The sequence below is a fragment of the Mannheimia pernigra genome, assembly GCF_013377995.1.
In the GTDB taxonomy this organism is placed as follows: Bacteria; Pseudomonadota; Gammaproteobacteria; order Enterobacterales; family Pasteurellaceae; genus Mannheimia; species Mannheimia pernigra.
Window position 1 is genome coordinate 857,464 of the sequence record NZ_CP055305.1, and the last position, 22,878, is coordinate 880,341.

Here is a 22,878-nt window from a genome sequence, read left to right on the forward strand (position 1 = left end):
TGCCTTAAAATCAAAACAATAGTTGAAATATTAGAGCAAAAATGTGTTTTTTCAACTAAAATGAAAACACACCCTAATAAAAAGGTGAGAGAAAAATGAGAAAACAGCTTCCTGACATTCTAAAAATTACCACGCTTGCGAAAACACGTATTTTCGAGGTGCAATCTATTGATCTGCGTTTTTCTAATGGAGAAGAGCGGGTTTACGAACGTTTAACACCACAGCGTCGTTCTGCGGTGCTGGTAATGCCAATTCAAGATAATGAATTGATTATGATTAAAGAGTATGCCGTTGGCTCTGAGCGTTATGAGTTAAGTTTTCCAAAAGGTATTGTTGATGCAGGCGAGGAGCCAATTGAGAGTGCTAACCGAGAATTGCAGGAAGAGATAGGTTTTGGGGCGAAAAAATTAGATTTTTTGCGTTCACTTTACAGTTCTCCAAGCCATATGTATGGTTTAATGCACGTTTTTGTGGCAGAAGATCTTTACCTTTCTAAATTAGAGGGTGATGAGCCTGAACCATTGGAAATAGTACGTTATCCGTTAGATAAAATTGATGATTTATTAGCAGATCCCTGTTTTGCAGAATCACGTAATTTATCTGCGTTGTTTATGTTAAGAGATTATTTGAAAAATAAATAAGCGAAAAAGAACAAGCCTTTCGGGGGCAAAATGCAAACGTTAAACCAACAACTACTTGATAATATTATCGCCATTGCGAAAGAGGCTGGTGAGCACTTAATACAGTTCTACACTCGTTCGGTAGCGGTGAAAATTAAGCCAGATGATACCCCAGTGACAGAAGCAGATCTGTTTATTAGCCAATTATTAACCGAACGTTTAACACAACTTACGCCAGATATTCCTGTTTTGTCTGAGGAAAGTTGCAATATTGCCTTGTCTGAGCGTAATCAATGGCAGGAATATTGGATTATCGATCCGTTAGATGGCACTCAGCAATTTATTAACCGTACAGATCAGTTTTCGATTGTGATTGGTTTGGTGCAGAAAAGAGGCGAGAAAAATCAGCCTGTGTTGGGTGTAATTTACGCGCCAATCGTGGAGAAACTCTATTTTGCTATGGAAGCAAGCGGTGCATTTTTGCAAGAAAATGGCAAAACTCGACCGCTTGTAAGCACGCCTTACTGTGAGGAAAAACCGTTAGTGATTACTGTTGGTAGCCAAATTCAAGCCGATAAAGCCTTGCAAACTGTAGGTGGGCGTGAGGTTCAGTTTTTGCAATATGGTTCAAGTAGTTTAAAAGCAGGCTTGGTGGCGGAAGGTAAAGCGGATTGTTATATTCGTTTTGGTGATACTGGCGAGTGGGATACCGCTGTGGCAGAAGTGTTGCTTAAAGAAGTGGGGGGAGCTGTGTTCGACTTTGATTTCTCGCCATTAACTTATAACCTGCGTGAAACCTTTATTAATCCTTACTTTGTGATGGTTAAAAACAGCTCACTAAATTGGGATAAAATATTTTTATTCAAATAGGTAGTTCCCATTAGCAATTTTTATGATAATCTTGCACTCAACAATATTTTAACAATTAGAATTAATAGGATTATATAAATGAATAATGCTGAAAATAGTTGCGTGGTCATTTTTGGTGCGTCTGGCGATTTAACCTTTCGTAAACTGATTCCTGCACTTTATAATTTATACAAAATTGGAAGATTGGGCGAACATTTCTCGGTATTAGGCGTTTCTCGTTCTGATTTAACCGATAAAACCTTTCGTAAAAAAATGCGTGATGCGTTAGTAAAATTTGAGAAAGCAGAAGGAGATGAATTAGATTCATTTTGTGAACATCTCTATTATCAAGCATTAAATACTTCTGATGCGGCAGATTATGCCAAATTACTTCCTCGTCTTGGTGAATTACACGAAAAATATCAAACCGCAGGTAACACGCTTTACTATCTCTCAACACCACCGAGCTTATACGGTACGATTCCTGAATGTTTAGCCGCTCACGATTTGACGACTGAAGAAACTGGCTGGAAGCGTATTATTGTTGAAAAACCGTTTGGCTATGATATTGAAACCGCAAAAAAATTAGATGTTCAAATTCATAAATACTTTGCAGAACATCAAATCTACCGTATTGACCACTATTTAGGTAAAGAAACGGTACAAAACTTGCTTGTGTTACGCTTTTCAAATGGTTTATTTGAGCCGCTTTGGAATCGCAACTTTATTGATTATGTGGAAATTACTGGTGCGGAATCTATAGGCGTAGAAGATCGTGGCGGTTATTATGATGATTCGGGGGCAATGCGTGATATGTTCCAAAATCATCTATTGCAAGTGTTAGCAATGGTAGCAATGGAACCGCCTGCGATTATTAACGCCAACTCAATGCGTGATGAAGTCGCGAAAGTGTTGCACTGTTTGCATCCATTAACCGAAGAAGATGTTAAAAATAACGTGGTGTTAGGGCAGTATGCACGTGCCACGGTTGATGGTAAAGAGTTACCTGCTTATGTAGAAGAAAATGGCGTGCCTCCAGATTCAAACACGGAAACGTTTATGGCGGTAAAATGTGAGATTGATAACTGGCGTTGGGCTGGCGTGCCTTTCTATGTGCGTACGGGTAAGCGTTTACCAACGCGTATTACTGAAATTGTAATTCACTTTAAAACTACGCCACATCCAGTATTTAGCCAAAATGCACCAGAGAATAAACTCATTATTCGTGTTCAACCTGATGAAGGTATTTCAATGCGTTTTGGCTTAAAAAAACCAGGGGCTGGTTTTGAGGCGAAGGAAGTGTCGATGGATTTCCGCTATTCAGATCTAAGCTCTTCTTCAAGCCTATTAACGGCTTATGAACGCTTATTGTTAGATGCGTTAAAAGGCGATGCAACACTTTTTGCTCGTACCGATGCAGTTCACGCTTGCTGGCGATTTGTGCAGCCGATTTTGGAATACAAAGCAAATCGTGGTCGTGTTTATGAATATGAATCTGGCACTTGGGGTCCGACAGAAGCGGATAAGCTCATTGCAAAACACGGCAGAGTATGGCGTAAACCATCAGGAATGATGAAGAAAAAGGTTTAATAAATAATCAATATAGCGGCGTGCATCGCATGCCCGAAATATTGTAATGGGTGTATGACATACACCTTACAAGGAAATGATGATGCAAACTAAGATTTTCCCAACAGCACAATCTGCAGTCGAGCAAATCGCTAAAGAGTTTAAAGCCTACAGCGAACAAAACCGCCCAGTGCATATTTCACTTTCTGGTGGTTCAACGCCGAAATTATTATTTAAAACGTTGGCTCAAGCTCCATTTAACACCGAAATTCAGTGGCAAAATCTCCATTTTTGGTGGGGTGATGATCGTATGGTTCATCCAACCGATCCAGAAAGTAACTACGGCGAAGTACAAAAATTATTGTTCGACCATATTCAAATTCCAGCAGAAAATATTCATCGCATTCGTGGTGAAGAAAACGTAGAGCTAGAACTTGCAAGATTTTCGGTAGAATTGACCGCTTGTGTGCCAAATTTAGCCTTTGATTGGATTATTTTAGGTATGGGAACAGACGGCCACACCGCCTCGCTTTTTCCACACCAAACTGATTTTAACGATCCCGCTGTTGCTGTAATTGCGAAGCACCCAGAAACAGGGCAAATCCGCATTTCTAAAACCGCCACACTTATTGAAAAAGCAAAACGGATTACTTACTTAGTAACAGGCAGTTCAAAAGCGGAAATTGTAAAAGAAATCCAAACCACACTGGCAGAAAATTTACCTTACCCAGCAGCAAAAATTAAAGCGAAAAATGGCGTAACGGAGTGGGTGTTGGATAGCGATGCGGCGAAATATCTTTAGCGGGAGCTTTAGTGATGTTTAACCTTAATAACAAAATCTTTACTGCCGTGCAAAATAGTGAAAGTGGTGAGGTCAATGATCAAACTTGTTTCCACTATTTTCAACAAGATAAAATGATCTGGGCGGAATATCAAGGCGGTGAGATTTTAAAAGGATTTTTAATTGGTAAATGGATTTCAGATTGCTAAATTGAGTTTAGCTACCAGCATTTAAATCAGAGATTGGAAAATCGTCTTGGGCGTTGTGTAACAACTTTTTCTTTAGATAATGGAAGATTGGTAGGTCATGAACATTGGCAATGGCTAGATACATTAGAAGTGGGGCATTCCCAAATTATGAATATAAATTAAGAGAGATTTTATGAAAACACTTGGTATTTTGGGTGGAATGAGTGCAGAAAGCACAGTTTCTTATTATATAAATATTAACCGTGCTGTTAATCAAGCATTGGGTGGTAACTCTAGTGCTAAAATTCTCATCTCAAGTGTGAATTTTGAAGAAATTGTACAATATCAGAAGCAAGGTAATTGGCAACGCTCAGGAGAAGTGCTTGCAGAGCAAGCTAGATTATTAGAACAAGCAGGAGCTGAGGGGATTTTATTAGCAACTAATACAATGCATAAAATAGCTGATCAAATTAGCAATCCTATTTCGGTTCCATTTCTGCATATTTTAGATTGTGTTGCAGATAGCATTCAAGCAAAAGGATTGAGCAAAGTCGCTCTACTTGGCACACAGTTTACAATGAGCGATAATTTTTATCGTGATGGTTTACTTGAGCGGGGTATTACGCCTATTGTGCCAGACGAAAGCACGCAAAAAGAGATTCATCGGATTATTTTTGATGAATTATGCTTAGGGAAAATTGAAGAAAGTTCAAAATCGTTTTATCTTGAAACCATTAAGAAGCTGCAGGAACAAGGGGCAGAAGGTGTTATTTTAGGCTGTACTGAAATTGGTTTATTGATTAAACAATCAGACAGCGAATTACCGTTTTTTGATACCGCAGAATTGCATAGCCAAATGGCGGTGCAGTTTATTTTAGGTCACTAAATAAGAGATAGTTTGATATTTACAAGCGGTCAAATTGATTAAATTTTTTGCAAAATGTTAATCAAATCCAACCGCTTGTACAGAATTAAAAACCAACAGGAGCAAAGAATGTCACAAAAAGGCGATATCGGCGTGATTGGACTCGCCGTAATGGGTCAAAACCTTATTTTAAATATGAACGATAACGGCTTTAAAGTCGTTGCCTATAACCGCACGACCTCAAAAGTCGATGAGTTTTTAGCTGGTCCTGCAAAAGACACCAACATCATCGGGGCGTATTCGTTAGAAGATTTAGTGTCTAAGCTTGAGAAGCCACGTCGGGTAATGTTAATGGTTCGAGCTGGTGAGGTAGTAGATCAATTTATTGAGGCGTTGGTACCCCATTTAGAAGAGGGCGACATTATTATTGATGGCGGTAACTCAAATTATCCAGATACTAACCGTCGTGTCCAAGATTTGGCAGAAAAAGGCATTCGTTTTATCGGTTCTGGTGTTTCAGGCGGTGAAGAAGGTGCACGTCACGGACCATCAATTATGCCAGGTGGTGATGAATCTGCGTGGCAATATGTAAAACCGATTTTCCAAGCAATTTCAGCAAAAACTGAGCAAGGTGAGCCTTGTTGTGACTGGGTTGGCCGTGATGGTTCTGGTCATTTCGTGAAAATGGTTCACAATGGTATCGAATATGGTGATATGCAATTAATCTGTGAAGCCTATCAGTTCTTAAAAGATGGTTTAGGTTTATCGTATTCTGAAATGCACGACATTTTCAAAGAGTGGCAAAACACGGAATTAGACAGTTATTTAGTGGACATCACCACAGAAATTCTTGCTTATAAAGATGAAGATGGTGAGCCATTAGTGGAAAAAATTCTTGATACGGCAGGTCAAAAAGGGACAGGTAAATGGACGGGTATCAATGCCCTTGATTTTGGTATTCCATTAACTTTGATTACCGAATCGGTATTTGCTCGTTGTGTATCGGCATTTAAAGATCAGCGTGTGGCAGCTTCAAGATTATTCAACAAAGAGATTGGCAAAGTTGAAGGTGCTAAAAAAGAGTGGGTGGAAGCCGTTCGCCGTGCGTTATTAGCTTCAAAAATTATTTCTTACGCACAAGGCTTTATGTTAATTCGTGAGGCATCTGAGCAATTCGGTTGGGACATCAACTACGGTGGCACAGCCTTATTATGGCGTGAAGGTTGTATTATTCGTAGCCGTTTTTTAGGCAATATCCGTGATGCGTATGAAGCAAATCCATACTTAGTGTTCTTAGGCTCAGATCCATATTTCAAAGAAATTTTAGAAAATTGCTTAGCGGATTGGCGTAAAGTGGTAGCAAAATCAATTGAAATTGGTTTACCAGTGCCTTGTATGGCATCTGCAATTACGTTCTTAGATGGCTATACTTCAGAGCGTGTGCCAGCGAACTTGCTACAAGCTCAACGTGACTATTTCGGAGCTCATACTTATGAACGCACCGACAAACCTCGTGGTGAGTTCTTCCACACTAACTGGACAGGCCGTGGTGGTAATACTGCATCAACCACTTATGACGTGTAATTAATTTTCCAAGCCATTTGATGTAAACATTAAGTGGCTTTTTTATGGTGAATTGTTGTTAATATATCTTGGAGTAAATATTTTCAAAGGTGTATAATAATGGAGTAATATTTCAAGACTATATAAGGAGAACCTATGCTAACCGATCAAGATATTTTTAATCGTTATCAAACTAAACAAGCCGAATTTGAGAAGCAAGCGGATATTACGCTTATCGGACACTCTTTGTTCGATATGTGGGACGATATGGAACAAGGTACGCCAAGTTTGGCAGGACAGAGCGTGGCGAATTTAGGTTTGTCTGGTACCAGCACCCGCCAATATTTAGATGTGATTATTAAGCCAAACCGTATTCAATATGTAGGCAAAAACGTCTTTATTTTTCTTGGTGTGAACGACATCGTTAAAGAGCCAGACTATTCACCAAAACAAGTGTTAGATTGGATTGAGGAAATTGTGGCAAGCCTAAAAGCTATTTCACCAGGTTCCCGCTATTTCTTGTTAGAGGCAACACCAGTTAATAATATCGCCACTACCGATAACCCAGCAATTAAAGAGATGAACGCCTATTTTGAGGCAAATTGCCCGTCTTATCTCACTTATGTGAAAAGCTGGACACATTTTGAAAATGAAGAAGGCAAGCTTGACCTGAACTTATGCCACGATGGCTTGCATTTTACTCAGGCGGGATATGATCGCTTAAAAGCGATTTTGGAAGCTAATTTATAGTTTTTAATAAAAGATCAAGCGGTCCAGATTTTTGCAAAATTTGATAAAATCCTGACCGCTTGTTATCAATTACAGTGCCTCAATTTCTTGATATTGCACCTGCAATTTCTCTAAACCACTCAGATACTCTTGCATTTTTTCACGCTCTTTGGCAATCACTTGCTCTGGGGCTTTCGCGACGAAGGCGTCGTTTGCGAGTTTGCCTTCAATACGAGCCACTTCACCTTTGAGTTTATCCATCTCTTTGGTTAAACGTGCCAGTTCGGCTTCTTTGTTGATAAAGCCTGCCATTGGGATCAAGATTTCGCCATTTGCCACTAATTTCGCGACAGATAGCGGTGCGTTTTCACCATTTTCCAGCACTTTCACGCTATCCAGTTTCGCCATTGATTTAAGCAAGACTTCATTGGCGTTGAGAATGGTGACTTCATCATTCGAGAAGTTACGAGCAATCAGATCTAAGCCTTTGCTTGGGGCGATGTTGCTTTCTGCACGAATATTACGCACTGCCACAATCACTTCTTTAATGAAGTTGATTTGGTTTTCGGCTTGTTCGTCAATCGCAAGCGGGTCAAATTGTGGGAATTTTTGCAACATAATAGTATCCGCTTCAATGCCCACAAAGCCTTTCACTTTCTGCCAGATTTCTTCGGTGATGAACGGCATTACTGGGTGGATTAAACGCAGTAATTTTTCCAACACATTTACCAATGTACGGCTTGCCCCACGGCGTTGTGCGTCGTTGCCTTTGAAGAAGATCGGTTTGGTTAGCTCTAAGTACCAGTCGCAGAATTGATCCCAGGTAAATTCGTAGATCGCATTCGCCACCAAGTCAAAACGGTATTGCGAAAGTCCTAAACGAACAGCTTCTACTGTTCTATTAAATTGGCTTTGAATCCAACGATCTGCGAGGCTACATTCCACTTCGCCTTCGCTTAAATCGAGCTTGTCATTGGTTAGCACATAGCGGCTTGCATTCCATAATTTGTTACAGAAGTTACGATAGCCTTCAAGGCGTTTCATATCCCAGTTGATGTCACGACCGTTACTTGCTAGAGCTGCAAGCGTGAAACGCAGAGCGTCCGTACCGTGTGCCACGATGCCGTCAGAGAACTCTTTGCGAGTCGCTTTGGCGATTTTTTCAGCAAGTTGTGGCTGCATCATATTACCAGTGCGTTTTTCGAGTAGGTCGTCCAGCGAAATACCGTCAATCATATCAATCGGATCAAGTACGTTGCCTTTCGATTTCGACATTTTTTGCCCTTGCTCGTCACGGATCAAGCCCGTCACATACACTGTTTTGAACGGCACTTGCGGTTTGCCATTTTCATCTTTAATGAAGTGCATTGTGAACATAATCATTCGAGCAACCCAGAAGAAGATGATGTCAAAGCCCGTGATTAACACATCGGTCGGGTGGAACATTTTCAATTCTTTGGTTTGTTCTGGCCAGCCGAGGGTTGAGAACGTCCATAAACCAGAGGAAAACCAAGTATCCAGCACGTCTTCATCTTGTTTTAAGGCTAAATCCGCAGGTAAGTTGTGTTTTGTACGCACTTCGGCTTCATCACGAGCGACATAGACGTTACCTTGCTCGTCATACCACGCTGGAATGCGGTGTCCCCACCAAAGTTGGCGAGAGATACACCAGTCTTGAATATCACGCATCCACGAGAAATAAAGGTTTTCGTACTGTTTCGGCACGAATTGGATTTCGCCGTCTTCCACCGCTTTGGTGGCGACTTCCGCAAGCGGTTTCACGCTAACATACCATTGGTCGGTCAGCATCGGCTCAATCGGCACGCCGCCACGGTCGCCATAAGGCACTTTTAAGTCGTGCGGTTTGATTTGATCGAGCAAGCCTAAGGCTTCAAAATCCGCCACGATTTTTTTACGAGCCGCAAAACGCTCTAAGCCTTGATAATCAAGCGGTATGTTTGCGGTGTAATTTTGCAAAGGTTTGCCGTCTGTGCCGATAATTTCTGCTGTATCACGAATATCCGCATTTAAGGTGAGGATATTCACCATCGGCAAGCCGTGGCGTTTGCCCACTTCATAGTCGTTGAAATCGTGTGCTGGGGTAATTTTCACCACGCCGGTACCAAATTCACGATCCACATACTCATCGGCAATAATCGGAATTTCACGGTTGGCAAGTGGTAACACGACAGTTTTACCAATCAGCGATTGATAACGCTCATCTTCTGGGTGAACGGCAACCGCAGTATCGCCCAGCATTGTTTCAGGACGAGTAGTCGCTACCACCAAATAATCCAAGCCCTCAGCAGTTTTCGCTCCGTTAGCGAGCGGATAGCGGAAATGCCAAAGCGAGCCTTTGCTCTCTTTGTTTTCCACTTCCAAATCAGAAATGGCGGTGTGCAGTTTTGGATCCCAGTTTACCAAGCGTTTGCCACGGTAAATTAGGCCCTCTTCGTGCAGGCGAACGAACACCTCTTTCACCGCATTAGACAAGCCTTCGTCCATCGTAAAACGCTCACGATCCCAGTCAATCGAGTTACCGAGACGACGCATTTGCTGGCTGATCGTCCCGCCTGAATAGGCTTTCCAATCCCAAATTTTATTGATAAACGCCTCACGCCCATAATCGTGGCGGGTTTTACCCTCTTCAGCAGCGATTTTACGCTCCACCACCATTTGGGTTGCAATTCCCGCGTGGTCAGTGCCCGCCTGCCAAAGGGTATTGTTACCCTCCATACGGTTAAAGCGGATCAGCGTATCCATTAAGGTTTGCTGGAACGCGTGCCCCATATGTAAGCTACCTGTCACATTCGGCGGCGGAATAGCGATACAGTAGCTTGGTGCATTAACATCTTCGCTCGGTTTGAAATAGCCTTGCGATTCCCAGTGTTGGTAGAGCGCTTGCTCTACGGCGGAAGGGTTAAAACGGTCTTCCATTGTGAATTGTTTTGTCATTGGGGTTTCTCTATAATTAATTACTACCTAAATTTTTTAATTTATCTGCTAGCTCATCCATCCTTGTGTATGTATGATCTAAATATTTTTTATAGGTAAGAGAGATCAAATCTATAATGGAAATTTCTTTTATTGAAATAGATATCTCATTTTCTTTCACTTTGATCTGCTCTTTGGAAATAGTTCTACTTTTATTCTTTGTTACAACCCAAATTTGTTTATCGGCATTACTACTTAATAAGATTTTTTCTTTAATATTCTTATCAATACTATGCGATTGATATGTATATTCGATTTGTATATATTCATTACAGATCTGATTAACATAATTTTTTAATTGAACTTCTTTGATCTTTTTCCATTCAGTATTGAGAGTGCAATCATATATTACCTCTAATCTTGGGGTATTAGTTGAAGCGTTATATACTTTAAACATTCCATCAGGTTTGCCTGCAGCATTATTTCGAGGTATTGCATAGAGTTCTGAAACACCTAATAATCTAAAAATAAATAAACAGAAATCTTCAAATTCATCGCCTTTTTTAATATGTTCAAAGCTATCTAAAATTTTACTATTGAGTTCATCTGCCAGTGCTTTTGTATTGATTGCTTTTAGTACAACTTTAGATACGTCTTCAATGGGATTACTAGGTTTGCTATGAATTACTAAATTTTGTGCAAAATATCCTTTTTCATTAACAATAGGTTTAAAAGAAACTGTATCACCTATTTTAAGTTTACTGATTTGTTCCTCAGTCAGGGTTTTCTCATAATATGATGCTGAACAAACAAAATCTTTCTCTTGCTGTTCATTGACTTTGTTGATAATTAAATTTTCCTTTATGCTTTTGATTGTTGAAGTAACACTTATTATTTCTAAACTATTTGCATAAAGGTAATTTCCTTTTTTTGTGATATTAAATCTAACTTTAGTACCAACAGTTAAAATTTCTAACTCTTTTGCTGAGAAACATTGTTCATAAAAATACTTTTTACAATAGATGTCTTGGTTATTATTAATGCCATTAATAATAATTTCACCCTTTATAAGATCTATTGATTTTATTGTTGATTCTAAATTTTCAGACATAACCCCTCCAGTTAATGCTTTTTCACAAAAATCTCTCAAAATTTATCTGTGCTATGCGTTCCATAGTAGAAAATTCTTAGATTATTGTGCATATTTAATCACTTTTTCTGTACCGTCCGGATAATGCTGGATTAAATCTCCATTTTCTCGGCGATACGTCAGCACTTCGTGCTTTTTCTTTTCTTCAAACCACGCGGTAAAGAGAATATCCAGCTCTCGTTGTTTTTTGAGTAATTCTTCACGGCTTGTCATTTTATGTCCTATGTTTCAAAATCGCCAAATACCTTTCCAATTCAGTTAATTCATACCGACTAATCAATTCAACCAAACTACTGATATCTTGCTGATTTTTATGGAAATCATCAAAACATTGGTAATAGTTTGCTCGATGGGTAAATTTTATATCCACAGGCAAATAGCCGTGTTTCAATAATTCAAAGTTAATCAGTAATCGCCCAGTTCGCCCATTGCCGTTAATAAATGGATGAATGCTTTCAAAGGCTAAATGTAACCAACTAATCGCCTCTAATTCGCACCGGAATTTTGCGATAAACACCTCGGCTTTCAGCATTATTCATTAATACCAACGAATGAATATCTTTAATCGTTCGCTTGCTCAACGGTTCATTATTGGCAACTAACTCATAAATATAATTAAACGCATCTTTAAAGCCGATAATATCCAAATGTTCCCGCAGCGATTTTTCCGCAATCGTCATTCCCTCTTTTAAAATCAGCACGGTTTCACGCAAGGTAATCGTATTACCTTCAATCGCATTGGAATTATATGAACTTTCGATAATAAATTCTTCACGCAAACGCTTTACTTCGGATTCAGAAAGCGGGCGATATTGCGTAAGCTGATTTTTTAGCTGATCGATTTGGGCTAATTTATGATTCATTTTGCAAATTTTCCTAGAAATTTAACCGCTTGTGCTACATAATCTTAAATCCTAAGTCTGATAACTCATCACAAAGTTCACCACACCATTTTGGCAATTTTACTGAAATTTGAATAATCTGTTTATTTGTAATCTGCAAAATCAAATTCGGCTTGGTTTCTGAATTATCATAAATCAGCGTTTCATCATTGATGAAAATCGCATCAATTAAATTTTCACGGCTAATGTGGTAGCGTTTTCTAATGGTTTCTTCATCAATAAAATGTCCGCCAGCTCTGACTCTGGCTTTTACCCGTGCGATGTTAATTTTATAGCTATCAACACCAATGTAATTTAATCGAGTTCTGAAATTTTCTGCTTTGGCATTTTCCATTCTTTTTAAAATAGACTTGCCAGAAAGCGTGGATTCCATTGAAAACGCAATCTGATTTTTTACCGCAAATTGAAATAACTCAATCGCTTTTCTGCCGGCTTCAATATCGGCTAATCTTGGATTATTCGGGTTAATCTGCATCGCAATATTATCGGAATCAATCACAATTTCGACTTTATCTTGATTAAAAAATCGTAAAGTAGATTTTCCAGCCCCGTTTGTGCCACAGTAAAAAATTGCCAGATTATTGTGCATATTCAATCACGTTTTCCGTACCATCTGGATAATGTTCAATCAAATCCCCATTTTCACGACGATAAGTCAGCACTTCGTGCTTTTTCTTTTCTTCAAACCACGCAGTAAAGAGAATATCCAGCTCACGTTGTTTTTTGAGTAATTGTTCACGACTTGTCATTTATATCCTCCTAAATAAAAGTGGCTATCTAAAACTATTTATAATTCAGTATAAAAACTTTCTAATTGGAAAGTCGTTATAGGCTTAATATAAAGTTGATATTTTTCAACTAAGTCAATAATTTTATCGCCATTGATAAGTGTAATTGGGCGTTGTCCGCTTCTTGCTCGTTCTATTCCATCTCGGGTAAAGTCTGCGGTAGTAATAAAAATACCGAACTCAGCATTGCTATATGACATTGCTCCTGCAAATTTATCAATTTCGGGGGTGCCAATTTTAGTATTATCATTCCAACGTTTAGCCTGAATAGCTACTCGAGTAGTGCGAAACTCGTCAGAAGTGATGTAACCATATCCATCCAAGCCTCCATCTCTACTAGCGGATACACCTTTACTTTCATCAATATCTACACCCATTTTCTTGACTAAGGCACGGCAGAAAATTTCAAACTTTTGTGGAGGCATTGAAAAGAGAAGCTGTTTTAATTGAGCTTTCCATTGTTCAGAACTATTAATGATCTCACTATCATCATCTTCATCAAACTCTTCATTTGGAATAGAAATATTTATTTTAGCTTGATTAATTTTACTTCTGGCTTTCCAGGCTAAATTGGAAATTGCATAAACGTCTCGATCAAGATTATTTTTAAGATGATCTATATTACAAGTGAGTCCCTTTTGTGTTAAAACAAGCACACCTCTTTGTGGACGAGTTAAGAAGCCTGCCATTTCTAAATTAGTAATACTAAAATTTAATACAAAGTAAAAAGGGCGATAAGTACCATCTCTTTTATTTCTTGGTTTTGTTTCTTCAATAATATACTCGGGAATTTGATTGACGGATTCTTTCAGCTCTTTAATCAACTCTTTCTTTTGTGCTTCGCCACCAAGATTTTGAAGTATTTTAACAAGAATAGGCATTAGAAATGCTTCTTGCTGTTTTCTGTTCATTGCTTCAAATTTCATTTCTATTCCTTTGCTAGAATCATATCCAAATGCTCAATCCCATCTTCCAAATATACGCCCGAAATTGCCCGAAAACCAAAGCTCTCATAAAACTCTTGCAGGTAGCTTTGGGCTTGGGCGTGAATTGGTAGGTCTGAGAAATGCTTTCGGCTGTAATCCATCGCTTTTTGTACTAATTCCCTTGCTAAGCCTGCTCTACGATATTCTTTCACTACTAATACTCTGCCGAGGTGAATGCCATCTGAATCGGGGATTAGGCGACAGTAAGCGGTTAGATTTTTTACATTTTTTGCAAAGAAATGCACCGCTTGCAAATCTTTATCATCAACCTCTTGATACGGGCAATGTTGCTCTACCACAAAAACTGCTGTGCGAGCTTGGTAGATTTCAAACAGCTCTTGAGTAGAAAGTTGCTTAAAAGTCTTAATTTGCCAATTTAGGGTGTTTAACATTGCACCGTTTCCAACTGCCAGCCTAGTTGGCGATATTGTTTATAGCGTTCACGAGCTTGTGCTTTAGCGGTTTCTTCAACTGGCACAAAATCAATAATGTGATGGAAGCTGTTAATAAAATCGGGGAGATCTGTTTGTAGCGAGATGAGTAAGTCTCGATGTTGTGCGTTGCGTTTGCCTTTCCAAGAAATTTCAATCGGTGTTGGGTAAGCCGTGATTTCTCCCGATAAATTATGTGGCACAAAGGAATCAGGATCTCTTGCCCAAAGTGCTTCGTCAATATTCAGTGCTTGTTGTTCTGTTTCACAGGCAATAAGCACGCGCTTACCTAATCGCCAAGCTTTAGCTGCCAGTTCGCAAGCCTGATCTTCAGCGGCTGAAATGTTGGCTGAATCGGTTTGGCTTAAAAGATAAAATTGCACTTGTTTCACAGAATATTCCTAGAAAATCTAAAAGCTATTTATGCCTTAGATTTTAGCTGAAAATCGAGGAAATATAAAATCTAAGCCGCTATTTTTGCAAAAAATATCCGAAAACGCACCGCTTGTATTAGGATTAAAGGTGGAACTAATTACATTTTGTTTGTTCTAAATAGGTAATACACTATTTCAATGGTAGGAAATGTGTAGAATGTTACTCTTATTCAATATTTTATAAGGAATTTACTATGGGTTTATTTGATTTTGTGGGCGACATCGGTCGTAAATTATTTAACAAAGAAGAAGATGCGTCAAAAGCGGTAACTGAGCATATAAGCCAAGATAATCCAGGCGTTGAAAATATGAACGTAACGGTTGAAAATGGTGTGGCGAAGATTTCTGGTATAGCCTCAACGGCAGCTGCTGTGGAAAAAGCGGTATTAATGGCAGGAAATGTGGCAGGTATTACTAATGTAAATATCGATGCTATACAACTTGCAAGAGAAGCGCAGTTAGCTGGCGATGATGAGTTCTATGTGATTCAAAAAGGCGATACATTATGGGAAATCGCAGCAAAAGCATACGGCAATGGTGCAAAATATAAGGCGATTGTTGAGGCAAATAAAGAAGTGATTAAAGATGAAAACAAAATCTTCCCAGGTCAGAAAATTCGTATTCCGAAAAATCTATAAATAAGAAAAGAGCTAAACTTATTAGAGTTTAGCTCTTTTTTATCAAAACAGAAATGTATAAATAAGATTATTTATTTTCTATAGCTTGTTTCACTTCTTCTATTTTCTCTTTTGTTGTTTCTTTTAACTCGGCAGCTTTTTCAATGACTGTATTTTTTGCTGCTTCAGCTTTTTCCGCGGTAGCTTGTGTGGCATCTTGGGCTGCTTGTTTTAATTCAGCTGCTTTAGTGTCTGTCGCGGCTTTTGCTTCTGCTGCTTTTTCAACAATTGCATTTTTTGTTTCTTCAGTTTTATCTGAAGCAGTTTGTGTAGCATCTTGTACGGCTTCTTTTAATTCTGCCATTTTAGCATCCGCCTCTATTTTTGCTTCTGCTGCTTTTTCAACAACTGCATTTTTAGTTTCTTCTGTCTTATTAGCGGTTGATTGAATAACTTCTTTCGTTGCATCTTTAACTTCAGTTGCTTTTTCAGTTACCGCTGCTTTAACTTCATCTGCTTTATCTGATGTTGTTTTTGCTGATTCTTTTGCTTGATCGCAAGCTGCAAGTGCCAATGTGGCACTTAACACTAATAAAGATAAAAAGGTTTTTTTCATTCCGAATTCCTTAAATTAAAAGTAAACACATTTTGTTAATGTATTTGCTTAGTTTAATTAAACTATAAAAAGTTCAATATTAAAAAATGGCTAAATGTTTATTCAACACCCGTTGAGCGAGGAGCGGACTGCACTTGGCTCACTGCACCGCTGTAGCCACCGAAACCTTTACCGTAGAAATAGTATTTAGAATTTTGCCATTCGGTGATAGCAAAAGTGTCTAAATTTTCGGTTGGTAGTGTGGTCACTGTCATTTCTGCTTTGGTGTGTTCAGCACGAGAGAATGTGCCTAATCGACCATTAAAACTATAGCTACCTTCATAGTTTGAAACTGGTATTTCAATCGCTTGTTGTGGATCTGCTTCAATGGCTGGTGCAATAGTTGCCTTTGATTGGAACTTGCCAACACGCTCATTCTTTTCTTTAACTAAATCACGCTCAGAAAGTTGGGTGACCACATTGCCAAATGGTGCAATATGTTCTTTTACTTCTGCTTTTTGCACGTCTAGTTCAGACGTTTTTTCTGCTGGTGGATTGGCTTGTTCTGCTTGCTTTTCCTTAACCAAATCACGGTGAGTTGGCTGTGTTACAAATCCACCTAGCGGGCTCACAGAATGGGCTTTCTTTTCGGTTACTTTTTGCTTTTCTTCAAGAATAGATTTTTTCTCTTGTTGTTCAAGCATCTGATCAACGGATAAAAATTGTGCTTTTTCTTCTGTTTTTACGGGGGTTGCAAATTGTATCCAAACTTTACCGCTAGCAAGTTCAGGGGAAGCAACTGCTGCCACTAATGGTATTGACGGAGCTAGGTTGCTAGGCTGATTTTCACGGCGACGCTGATTACCTACACGTAAGTGGCGAGGTAAACGACGCTGGCGGTTGTTATCACGAGTTTCTGTGACTGTTTCTGTTGTTGCTACAAGCGGTTGAATTTCCATATTTTTTTGCACTTGTTCAACATCATTCACTTTAACGGTGGAAGTGTCTGTTTTTGAAAGTGCTACATTTTCACTTGAGGCATCTGCCGTTTCTACTCGGACTTTTTTGCGTAACTCACGGCGTTGGCGACGCTCAGTTTGATTTTGCTGATGATTCGTACGGCTTGTTTGAGTTTCAGTTACAGCTGTGATTTCTTCTACCACTGCACGGCGTTGTTTTTTCTCAGTACGAGCTGGTTTTTCTTCTTGTACAACTGTTTGAGTCTGTTGTTTACGCTCTTGATTTTCAGCCTTAGTCTGACGGCTAGGGCGTTCACGGCGTTGGCGACGATCACGATGGTTGCGTGTTTTCGCTTTTGGTTTTTTCTCTTCTTCTTCCTCTTTGAACCAGGCTTTAATTTTTGTCATTAAACGGCTTAGTAACGATGGCTTAGTCGGTTTTGCTGGCGTTGGAGCTGATTGGAGATTTAATTCCGTGCTTTGTAATACAGATTCAACGGTAATAACGGGCTCATTACGAGTCACTAAAACATCATCTTGTTGGTGATGGTGATGACAGTGTTCTTCTTCAGAATGATCTTCGTAATGTTTAGTTAAATCATAACTTAGAGTTGGCGTTACTTCATTTTCACGCAGACGATACACTGCAAAGTGCGGGGTTTCCATACTTTCAGATGGCACAACCATAATTTGAACATCGTGGCGTTTTTCAATGCTTGAAATCGTTTTACGTTTTTCATTTAACAAATACGTTGCAATTTGTACTGGCACAATTGTATGAACTTGAGCCGTGTTTTCTTTAATTGCCTCCTCTTCCAATAAACGTAAGATAGAAAGCGCGATAGATTCATTATCACGGACTTTACCTGTTCCCCGGCAGCGAGGGCAGATATGCGATGATGCCTCACTTAACGAAGGGCTTAAACGCTGACGGCTCATTTCAAGTAAGCCGAAACGAGAAATGCGAGCAAATTGGATTCTTGCACGGTCTTGGCGAGTCGCTTCACGAATGCGGTTTTCTACTTCACGCTGGTGGCGAATAGGTGTCATATCAATGAAATCAATGACAATTAACCCGCCTAAGTCTCGCAAACGTAATTGACGAGCAATTTCATCTGCCGCTTCTAAATTGGTATTAAGTGCTGTTTCTTCAATATCGCCACCACGGGTTGAACGTGAAGAGTTAATGTCAATGGCTGTCAGTGCCTCAGTGACATCAATCACAATTGAACCGCCAGACGGTAAACGGACCTCACGTTGGAAAGCTGATTCGATTTGTGATTCGATTTGATAGTGACTGAAAAGCGGTACTTCGCCTTCATACAAACGAACTCTGTTGATGAAATCTGGGCGAACCAAGCGGATGTGGTTTTTTGCTTTTTCAAACACTTTTTTGTTATCGATGAGTATTTCGCCAATATCACGGCGTAGGTAATCACGAATGGCACGTACAATCACATCACTTTCTTGATGGATTAAGAACGGAGCAGGGCGAGATTCTGCTGCTTTTTTAATTGCATCCCAGTGATGCAATAGCACTTTTAAGTCCCATTGTAACTCTTCTGGCGATTTGCCTACACCAGCGGTACGTACGATTAAGCCAACATCTTCAGGCACATCTAGGCAGTCTAAAGCCTCTTTTAATTCTAAACGCTCATCGCCTTCAATACGACGAGAAATACCACCCGCACGAGGATTGTTTGGCATTAACACTAAGTAGCTGCCAGCAAGTGAGATAAAAGTAGTTAGGGCTGCACCTTTATTACCACGCTCTTCTTTGCTGACTTGAATGATAACTTCCTGCCCTTCTTGGATAATATCTTTGATATTTGGACGACCATTAAACACATAGCCTGATGGGAAGTATTCACGGGAAATTTCTTTTAAAGGTAGGAAGCCGTGGCGTTCTGCACCATAATCTACGAATGCTGCTTCAAGGCTTGGTTCAACACGGGTAATTTTACCTTTGTAGATATTTGATTTTTTCTGTTCGTGGCCTGGACTTTCAATATCCAAGTCAAATAAACGTTGCCCATCAACAAGGGCAACACGCAACTCCTCTTTTTGAGTTGCATTGATTAACATTCTTTTCATTGTGTTTTCTCATTATTTTGATTTTTATACGGGCTTTTACCCATTTCACAGGAATTATTTTTTGCGTCTATCTCACGACTGTCTAAATTCCCAATAAAAAGTGCGGATATTTGTCTTACGTTTACTTTTTCTTGTCTCAAAGAAACTGCAAAATCAATCACTTATAGTTGGTAAAACGCTTTTACAAGCGGTTATTTTCACTTAAATTTTTGCAATTGTTCTGTTGCTTTTTGCAGGCAAAAATAACGGTGTATTATCGCATTTTACGCCTTTTAAAAGCAAGGTAATTATTCAATGGTAGCTGTTATTTTATGGGTATGAATATAGCAAAAGTCGAAATAGGAGAATTAAAGGAAAAATGAGATTTGTTGTAAATATTGGGAGATAAGAATGATATAAAAGCGGTTAAATTTGCAAAAAAAGAGCGAAATTCAACCGCTTGTAAGGCATAATATTATGCTTTTTCTGTCATTTTTTTCACTGCATCTTCAGTGGTCCATAGGTCATTAGCGATAATGCGATAGTTAGTTAATGCGGCAAGATAGCCGTCACCTTCAGGAATACGGGGACCTGCTGTTGCATCTTTCACAACTGTGACTTCAAAACCTTGTTCAATTAACTCACGCAAATGTGAATCAATACATAAGTTTGCAGCCATACCAGCTAAAATAACTTGGTCTATCTTACGTTTACGAAGCTGTAATACTAAGTCATTAGTTTCTGGGCCAAAGACTTTATGTGGAGAGGTAATCACCGTTTTGCCATCAAAAATGTATGGTTTATACTCAGGCATAAAATCCGCACCTGAGTTTTCGAAGCCCTCCATCGTGTATTGTCCTTTTCTTGCAAACATTCCGCTATCGTGCATAAAATGTTCGCCTGGCGAACCAAATTCCCATTTGTGGTCGGTTGGGTAATAATAGTGTGGCGAAACAAATGTTGGCATATCTACCGCTTTTGCTGTTTTGAATAAACTTTCAATGTTGGCTACTGTGTTATTCTCTTTGATAGAATCACCTAACACGCCCCACATAATACCTTTCGGACTTAGGAAATCAATTTGTGGATCAACGATGACTAATGCCACGCGTGTTGGATCAATCGTCATTCCATGACGTTTTAAACCATATTGTTCTGGCTCGGCATAAGGTGATTTTTCTACAGTGGCTTGTTTGGCATTTGCACTTGAGGCAATCCCTAATGCACCTAATACGCCAGCTGCCATTGCAATACGAGAGCCGTGGTTAAGTGCTTGACGGCGTGCTTGGTTGATTTCTTGAAATTGTGCTTGTGACATCATTACTCTCCCAATTAAATTAAATAGATATACAAATTGTAACGATAACTTGTGTTATCGAACGGATTGCTATTATAGTGGCTACATATATTTTGTTTTAACCATTCGTCTTGATTGTTTACCCAAGGAGCTTAATGTGGATAGTTTGACACACCTTTTTACCCAATTTCAGTTTCGTACGGATTTATTTCATCTTGGTCAGTTATGTCAAATTGGGACTTTTAATGAAGAGAATAAGGGCTATTTACATTTTGTGCGTCAAGGGCGTTTTATGTTAAATCAAGCTGCTGAACGTCCTCTTGCGATTGAACGTCCAGCGATTATTTTTTCACCGACCAATATTTTGCACAGTTTGCACCCCTTAGATGATAGTGGGTTAGATATCTTCTGCATTAATTTTGATTTTGGGAAAGGGATTCGAAATCCATTAACGCATACCTTGCATAATATTGTGATCTTAGATTTGGTAGAGTACCCTGAATTAGGCGTTTTAGCCGATCAAATTTTTAGTGAAGTGAATCAGAAAGGCTGTGGTTATCAGGCAATAATCCACCATTTGTGTGCTTATTTTACGTTGAAAGTCGCCCGTCAATGTTTAGAAAAAGGGTATATTCAGACTGGTTTGTTAAAAGGTTTGGCTGATAAGCAACTAGGGAAAGTGCTCTTAGCCATTCATAATGCACCAGCACAAGATTGGAATGTTGAGGATTTAGCAAATGTTGCATTGATGTCTCGCTCACGATTTGCAGCTTATTTTAAACAAATTATGGGTATTTCACCGATGGATTACCTCACCAACTGGCGACTTGCAGTGGCACAACATTTATTAAAAAAAGGTATGCCAGTGGCGTTAGTGGCAGAGCAGGTTGGATACAGCCATAACGCTGCACTCAGCCGTGTTTTTATGCGAGAATTAGGACTTTCGCCAACCGAATGGCTGGCACAAAATAAAGAGACGTAACATTATTCGAATCGAATGCAGAGCAGAAGGGTAAAAATCTTAAAAAATTTAACCGCTTGTTTATGTTTAAAAAGCGGTTAAATATTGCCCTAAATACCAAGGGAATCCCAAATCTCATCAACGCGTTTTACCACATTGTCATCTTTTTCGATGGGTGTTCCCCATTCTCGGGTGGTTTCTCCGGTCCATTTATTAGTAGCATCGATGCCCATTTTGGATCCTAAACCAGCAACTGGAGAGGCAAAATCGAGGTAATCAATTGGCGTGTGTTCAATCATTGTGGTATCTCGAGCGGGGTCGCAGCGGGTAGTTATTGCCCAAATCACATCTTTCCAATCACGAGCGTTCACATCGTCATCGCATACAATCACAAATTTGGTGTACATAAACTGGCGAAGGAACGACCAAACCCCCATCATTACTCTTTTAGCGTGCCCTGCGTATTGCTTTTTCATCGTAACGACAGCCAAGCGATAGGAGCAGCCTTCAGGTGGCAGATAAAAATCCACAATTTCAGGGAATTGTTTCTGCAAAATTGGAATAAACACTTCATTCAACGCTTCGCCCAATACCGCTGGTTCATCAGGCGGTCTGCCTGTGTAGGTGCTGTGGTAAATGGCATCTTTTCGCATTGTGATATGCGTAACAGTAAATACGGGGAAATATTCCTGTTCGTTGTAGTAGCCCGTGTGGTCGCCATAAGGGCCTTCAAGGGCGGTTTCATTGAGATCAATATAACCTTCTAGCACAATTTCCGCACTTGCTGGCACGTCTAAATCGTTAGAAATGGATTTCACCACTTCCGTTTTATGCCCACGCAAGAGCCCTGCAAACGCATATTCCGAAAGCGTATCGGGAATTGGCGTGACCGCTGCCAGAATGGTTGCAGGATCTGCCCCAATTGCTACTGAAACAGGAAAGGGTTTATCAGGGTTTTCTGCTTTCCATTCTTGGAAATCCAATGCTCCGCCACGGTGAGAGAGCCAACGCATAATCAGCTTGTTTTTGCTGATCAACTGCTGGCGATAAATACCTAGATTTTGCCGTTTTTTGTAAGGGCCTTGCGTGATCGTTAAGCCCCAGGTGACCAGTGGGGCAACATCGCCTTTCCAGCAGTGCATAATAGGCAATGTGGTTAGATCGACCTCATCGCCCGTAATCACTATTTGCTGACATTCCGCTCTGTTTAACACTTTAGGTGGCATATTGAGAATTTGTTTCCATTGCGGTAATTGCCCGATTAAATCTTTAAAGCCTTTTGGTGGTTCGGGCTCTTTTAAAAAGGCGAGCAGTTTGCCTAGCTCACGCAGGGCTTTGGTATCTTCTTGCCCCATTCCCATCGCCACACGCTTTGGTGTGCCGAATAAATTGCATAACACAGGAATTTGGCTCCCTTTCGGGTTTTCAAAAAGTAATGCAGGCCCGCCTTTGCGTAAGGTACGGTCTGCAATTTCCGTCATTTCTAAATAAGGATCAATTTCTTGTGTAATACGAACCAAATCGCCTTGTGCCTCAAGTAAATCTAGGAATTCTCGTAAGTTTTTATATTTCATAGCGGTCATATTT

At 39.6% G+C, this 22,878-nt stretch carries 23 protein-coding genes and 1 pseudogene; 10 read left to right on the forward strand and 14 right to left on the reverse strand.

The genetic code is table 11. The features are described from left to right. Positions 1-95: 95 nt before the first annotated feature. The 8 genes and pseudogenes from nudE (at position 96) to HV560_RS04245 (ending at position 7,185) form a co-directional block, all read left to right on the forward strand. Positions 96-641 carry an ADP compounds hydrolase NudE gene (gene nudE / locus HV560_RS04210; RefSeq protein WP_159629080.1) on the forward strand — a complete coding sequence of 182 codons (546 nt, stop codon included), beginning with the start codon at positions 96-98 and terminating at the stop codon, positions 639-641. 30 nt (positions 642-671) lie between these two features. Next, entirely contained in the window at positions 672-1,490 is an 819-nt protein-coding gene (gene cysQ / locus HV560_RS04215) for a 3'(2'),5'-bisphosphate nucleotidase CysQ (RefSeq protein ID WP_176807510.1), read from the forward strand. Between the two features lie 78 nt (positions 1,491-1,568). Continuing rightward, on the forward strand, positions 1,569-3,059 hold the full coding sequence (gene zwf, locus HV560_RS04220; RefSeq protein WP_176812229.1) for a glucose-6-phosphate dehydrogenase: 1,491 nt from the start codon (positions 1,569-1,571) through the stop codon (positions 3,057-3,059). Between the two features lie 82 nt (positions 3,060-3,141). Then, positions 3,142-3,840 (forward strand): 6-phosphogluconolactonase, encoded by a 699-nt coding sequence (pgl, locus tag HV560_RS04225; RefSeq protein WP_176812230.1) that lies wholly within the window; start codon positions 3,142-3,144, stop codon positions 3,838-3,840. Positions 3,841-3,854: 14 nt separating this feature from the next. Beyond that, positions 3,855-4,190, forward strand: a pseudogene (locus tag HV560_RS04230) (avidin-fold protein). A 10-nt stretch (positions 4,191-4,200) separates the two neighbouring features. After that, the gene (locus HV560_RS04235) at positions 4,201-4,893 is read left to right on the forward strand and encodes an aspartate/glutamate racemase family protein (RefSeq protein ID WP_176812231.1); all 693 of its coding nucleotides are present in this window, start codon (positions 4,201-4,203) and stop codon (positions 4,891-4,893) included. Positions 4,894-5,001: 108 nt separating this feature from the next. After that, a complete protein-coding gene (gnd, locus tag HV560_RS04240) occupies positions 5,002-6,456 on the forward strand; it encodes a decarboxylating NADP(+)-dependent phosphogluconate dehydrogenase (RefSeq protein ID WP_176812232.1) in 1,455 nt (484 codons plus the stop codon). A 135-nt stretch (positions 6,457-6,591) separates the two neighbouring features. Then, positions 6,592-7,185, forward strand: a complete 594-nt coding sequence (locus HV560_RS04245) for an SGNH/GDSL hydrolase family protein (RefSeq protein ID WP_176807505.1) — start codon at positions 6,592-6,594, stop codon at positions 7,183-7,185. 69 nt (positions 7,186-7,254) lie between these two features. Here HV560_RS04245 and HV560_RS04250 read toward each other — a convergent pair whose 3' ends face one another. From HV560_RS04250 to HV560_RS04290, 10 genes are all read right to left on the reverse strand, one after another. Further along, a complete protein-coding gene (locus HV560_RS04250; protein WP_176812233.1) occupies positions 7,255-10,119 on the reverse strand; it encodes a valine--tRNA ligase in 2,865 nt (954 codons plus the stop codon). A gap of 16 nt (positions 10,120-10,135) precedes the next feature. After that, complete coding sequence (locus tag HV560_RS04255; protein ID WP_176812234.1) at positions 10,136-11,209, reverse strand: hypothetical protein; 1,074 nt, start codon at positions 11,207-11,209, stop codon at positions 10,136-10,138. A gap of 81 nt (positions 11,210-11,290) precedes the next feature. After that, entirely contained in the window at positions 11,291-11,461 is a 171-nt protein-coding gene (locus HV560_RS04260; protein ID WP_167325175.1) for a hypothetical protein, read from the reverse strand. Position 11,462: 1 nt separating this feature from the next. Further along, a complete protein-coding gene (locus tag HV560_RS10350; RefSeq protein ID WP_238348737.1) occupies positions 11,463-11,780 on the reverse strand; it encodes a Fic family protein in 318 nt (105 codons plus the stop codon). Next, a complete protein-coding gene (locus tag HV560_RS10355) occupies positions 11,725-12,111 on the reverse strand; it encodes a Fic family protein (RefSeq protein ID WP_238348738.1) in 387 nt (128 codons plus the stop codon). Before HV560_RS10355 ends, HV560_RS10350 begins: the two co-directional genes overlap by 56 nt. Positions 12,112-12,145: 34 nt before the next feature. Continuing rightward, entirely contained in the window at positions 12,146-12,739 is a 594-nt protein-coding gene (locus tag HV560_RS04270; protein WP_176807501.1) for an ATPase, read from the reverse strand. Further along, the gene (locus tag HV560_RS04275) at positions 12,729-12,899 is read right to left on the reverse strand and encodes a hypothetical protein (RefSeq protein ID WP_176812235.1); all 171 of its coding nucleotides are present in this window, start codon (positions 12,897-12,899) and stop codon (positions 12,729-12,731) included. The genes HV560_RS04270 and HV560_RS04275 overlap by 11 nt, the downstream gene beginning before the upstream one ends. A gap of 38 nt (positions 12,900-12,937) precedes the next feature. Continuing rightward, positions 12,938-13,864, reverse strand: a complete 927-nt coding sequence (locus HV560_RS04280; protein ID WP_176812236.1) for a restriction endonuclease — start codon at positions 13,862-13,864, stop codon at positions 12,938-12,940. A 2-nt stretch (positions 13,865-13,866) separates the two neighbouring features. Continuing rightward, positions 13,867-14,316, reverse strand: coding sequence for a GNAT family N-acetyltransferase (locus HV560_RS04285; protein ID WP_176812237.1), 450 nt, complete (start codon positions 14,314-14,316; stop codon positions 13,867-13,869). After that, positions 14,310-14,747 (reverse strand): DNA polymerase III subunit chi, encoded by a 438-nt coding sequence (locus HV560_RS04290; RefSeq protein WP_159629092.1) that lies wholly within the window; start codon positions 14,745-14,747, stop codon positions 14,310-14,312. The genes HV560_RS04285 and HV560_RS04290 overlap by 7 nt, the downstream gene beginning before the upstream one ends. Positions 14,748-14,983: 236 nt before the next feature. Here HV560_RS04290 and lysM point away from each other — a divergent pair, with 236 nt between their 5' ends. Continuing rightward, positions 14,984-15,427 carry a peptidoglycan-binding protein LysM gene (gene lysM / locus HV560_RS04295; protein WP_159629093.1) on the forward strand — a complete coding sequence of 148 codons (444 nt, stop codon included), beginning with the start codon at positions 14,984-14,986 and terminating at the stop codon, positions 15,425-15,427. 67 nt (positions 15,428-15,494) lie between these two features. Here lysM and HV560_RS04300 read toward each other — a convergent pair whose 3' ends face one another. The 3 genes from HV560_RS04300 to HV560_RS04310 form a co-directional block, all read right to left on the reverse strand. Further along, positions 15,495-16,022, reverse strand: a complete 528-nt coding sequence (locus HV560_RS04300; RefSeq protein ID WP_176812238.1) for a hypothetical protein — start codon at positions 16,020-16,022, stop codon at positions 15,495-15,497. Between the two features lie 98 nt (positions 16,023-16,120). After that, positions 16,121-19,054 carry a ribonuclease E gene (gene rne, locus HV560_RS04305; protein WP_176812239.1) on the reverse strand — a complete coding sequence of 978 codons (2,934 nt, stop codon included), beginning with the start codon at positions 19,052-19,054 and terminating at the stop codon, positions 16,121-16,123. A gap of 454 nt (positions 19,055-19,508) precedes the next feature. Continuing rightward, positions 19,509-20,354: a cysteine hydrolase family protein gene (locus HV560_RS04310; protein WP_176812240.1), complete on the reverse strand. Its 846-nt coding sequence runs from the start codon at positions 20,352-20,354 to the stop codon at positions 19,509-19,511. Positions 20,355-20,487: 133 nt separating this feature from the next. On the opposite strand from HV560_RS04310, the gene HV560_RS04315 reads away from it, so the two are divergent. Then, on the forward strand, positions 20,488-21,312 hold the full coding sequence (locus HV560_RS04315; RefSeq protein ID WP_176807493.1) for a helix-turn-helix transcriptional regulator: 825 nt from the start codon (positions 20,488-20,490) through the stop codon (positions 21,310-21,312). An 89-nt stretch (positions 21,313-21,401) separates the two neighbouring features. Here the strand turns inward: HV560_RS04315 and ubiD are convergent, their stop codons facing one another. After that, complete coding sequence (gene ubiD / locus HV560_RS04320) at positions 21,402-22,865, reverse strand: 4-hydroxy-3-polyprenylbenzoate decarboxylase (RefSeq protein ID WP_176812830.1); 1,464 nt, start codon at positions 22,863-22,865, stop codon at positions 21,402-21,404. Positions 22,866-22,878 lie beyond the last annotated feature (13 nt).

Bases quoted from the DNA above. Each gene is read 5' to 3' on its own strand.
- nudE (WP_159629080.1), top strand. From the start codon at position 96: ATGAGAAAACAGCTTCCTGACATTCTAAAAATTACCACGCTTGCGAAA.
- cysQ (WP_176807510.1), top strand. From the start codon at position 672: ATGCAAACGTTAAACCAACAACTACTTGATAATATTATCGCCATTGCG.
- zwf (WP_176812229.1), top strand. From the start codon at position 1,569: ATGAATAATGCTGAAAATAGTTGCGTGGTCATTTTTGGTGCGTCTGGC.
- pgl (WP_176812230.1), top strand. From the start codon at position 3,142: ATGCAAACTAAGATTTTCCCAACAGCACAATCTGCAGTCGAGCAAATC.
- HV560_RS04235 (WP_176812231.1), top strand. From the start codon at position 4,201: ATGAAAACACTTGGTATTTTGGGTGGAATGAGTGCAGAAAGCACAGTT.
- gnd (WP_176812232.1), top strand. From the start codon at position 5,002: ATGTCACAAAAAGGCGATATCGGCGTGATTGGACTCGCCGTAATGGGT.
- HV560_RS04245 (WP_176807505.1), top strand. From the start codon at position 6,592: ATGCTAACCGATCAAGATATTTTTAATCGTTATCAAACTAAACAAGCC.
- HV560_RS04250 (WP_176812233.1), bottom strand. From the start codon at position 10,119: ATGACAAAACAATTCACAATGGAAGACCGTTTTAACCCTTCCGCCGTA.
- HV560_RS04255 (WP_176812234.1), bottom strand. From the start codon at position 11,209: ATGTCTGAAAATTTAGAATCAACAATAAAATCAATAGATCTTATAAAG.
- HV560_RS04260 (WP_167325175.1), bottom strand. From the start codon at position 11,461: ATGACAAGCCGTGAAGAATTACTCAAAAAACAACGAGAGCTGGATATT.
- HV560_RS10350 (WP_238348737.1), bottom strand. From the start codon at position 11,780: ATGCTGAAAGCCGAGGTGTTTATCGCAAAATTCCGGTGCGAATTAGAG.
- HV560_RS10355 (WP_238348738.1), bottom strand. From the start codon at position 12,111: ATGAATCATAAATTAGCCCAAATCGATCAGCTAAAAAATCAGCTTACG.
- HV560_RS04270 (WP_176807501.1), bottom strand. From the start codon at position 12,739: ATGCACAATAATCTGGCAATTTTTTACTGTGGCACAAACGGGGCTGGA.
- HV560_RS04275 (WP_176812235.1), bottom strand. From the start codon at position 12,899: ATGACAAGTCGTGAACAATTACTCAAAAAACAACGTGAGCTGGATATT.
- HV560_RS04280 (WP_176812236.1), bottom strand. From the start codon at position 13,864: ATGAAATTTGAAGCAATGAACAGAAAACAGCAAGAAGCATTTCTAATG.
- HV560_RS04285 (WP_176812237.1), bottom strand. From the start codon at position 14,316: ATGTTAAACACCCTAAATTGGCAAATTAAGACTTTTAAGCAACTTTCT.
- lysM (WP_159629093.1), top strand. From the start codon at position 14,984: ATGGGTTTATTTGATTTTGTGGGCGACATCGGTCGTAAATTATTTAAC.
- HV560_RS04300 (WP_176812238.1), bottom strand. From the start codon at position 16,022: ATGAAAAAAACCTTTTTATCTTTATTAGTGTTAAGTGCCACATTGGCA.
- rne (WP_176812239.1), bottom strand. From the start codon at position 19,054: ATGAAAAGAATGTTAATCAATGCAACTCAAAAAGAGGAGTTGCGTGTT.
- HV560_RS04310 (WP_176812240.1), bottom strand. From the start codon at position 20,354: ATGATGTCACAAGCACAATTTCAAGAAATCAACCAAGCACGCCGTCAA.
- ubiD (WP_176812830.1), bottom strand. From the start codon at position 22,865: ATGAAATATAAAAACTTACGAGAATTCCTAGATTTACTTGAGGCACAA.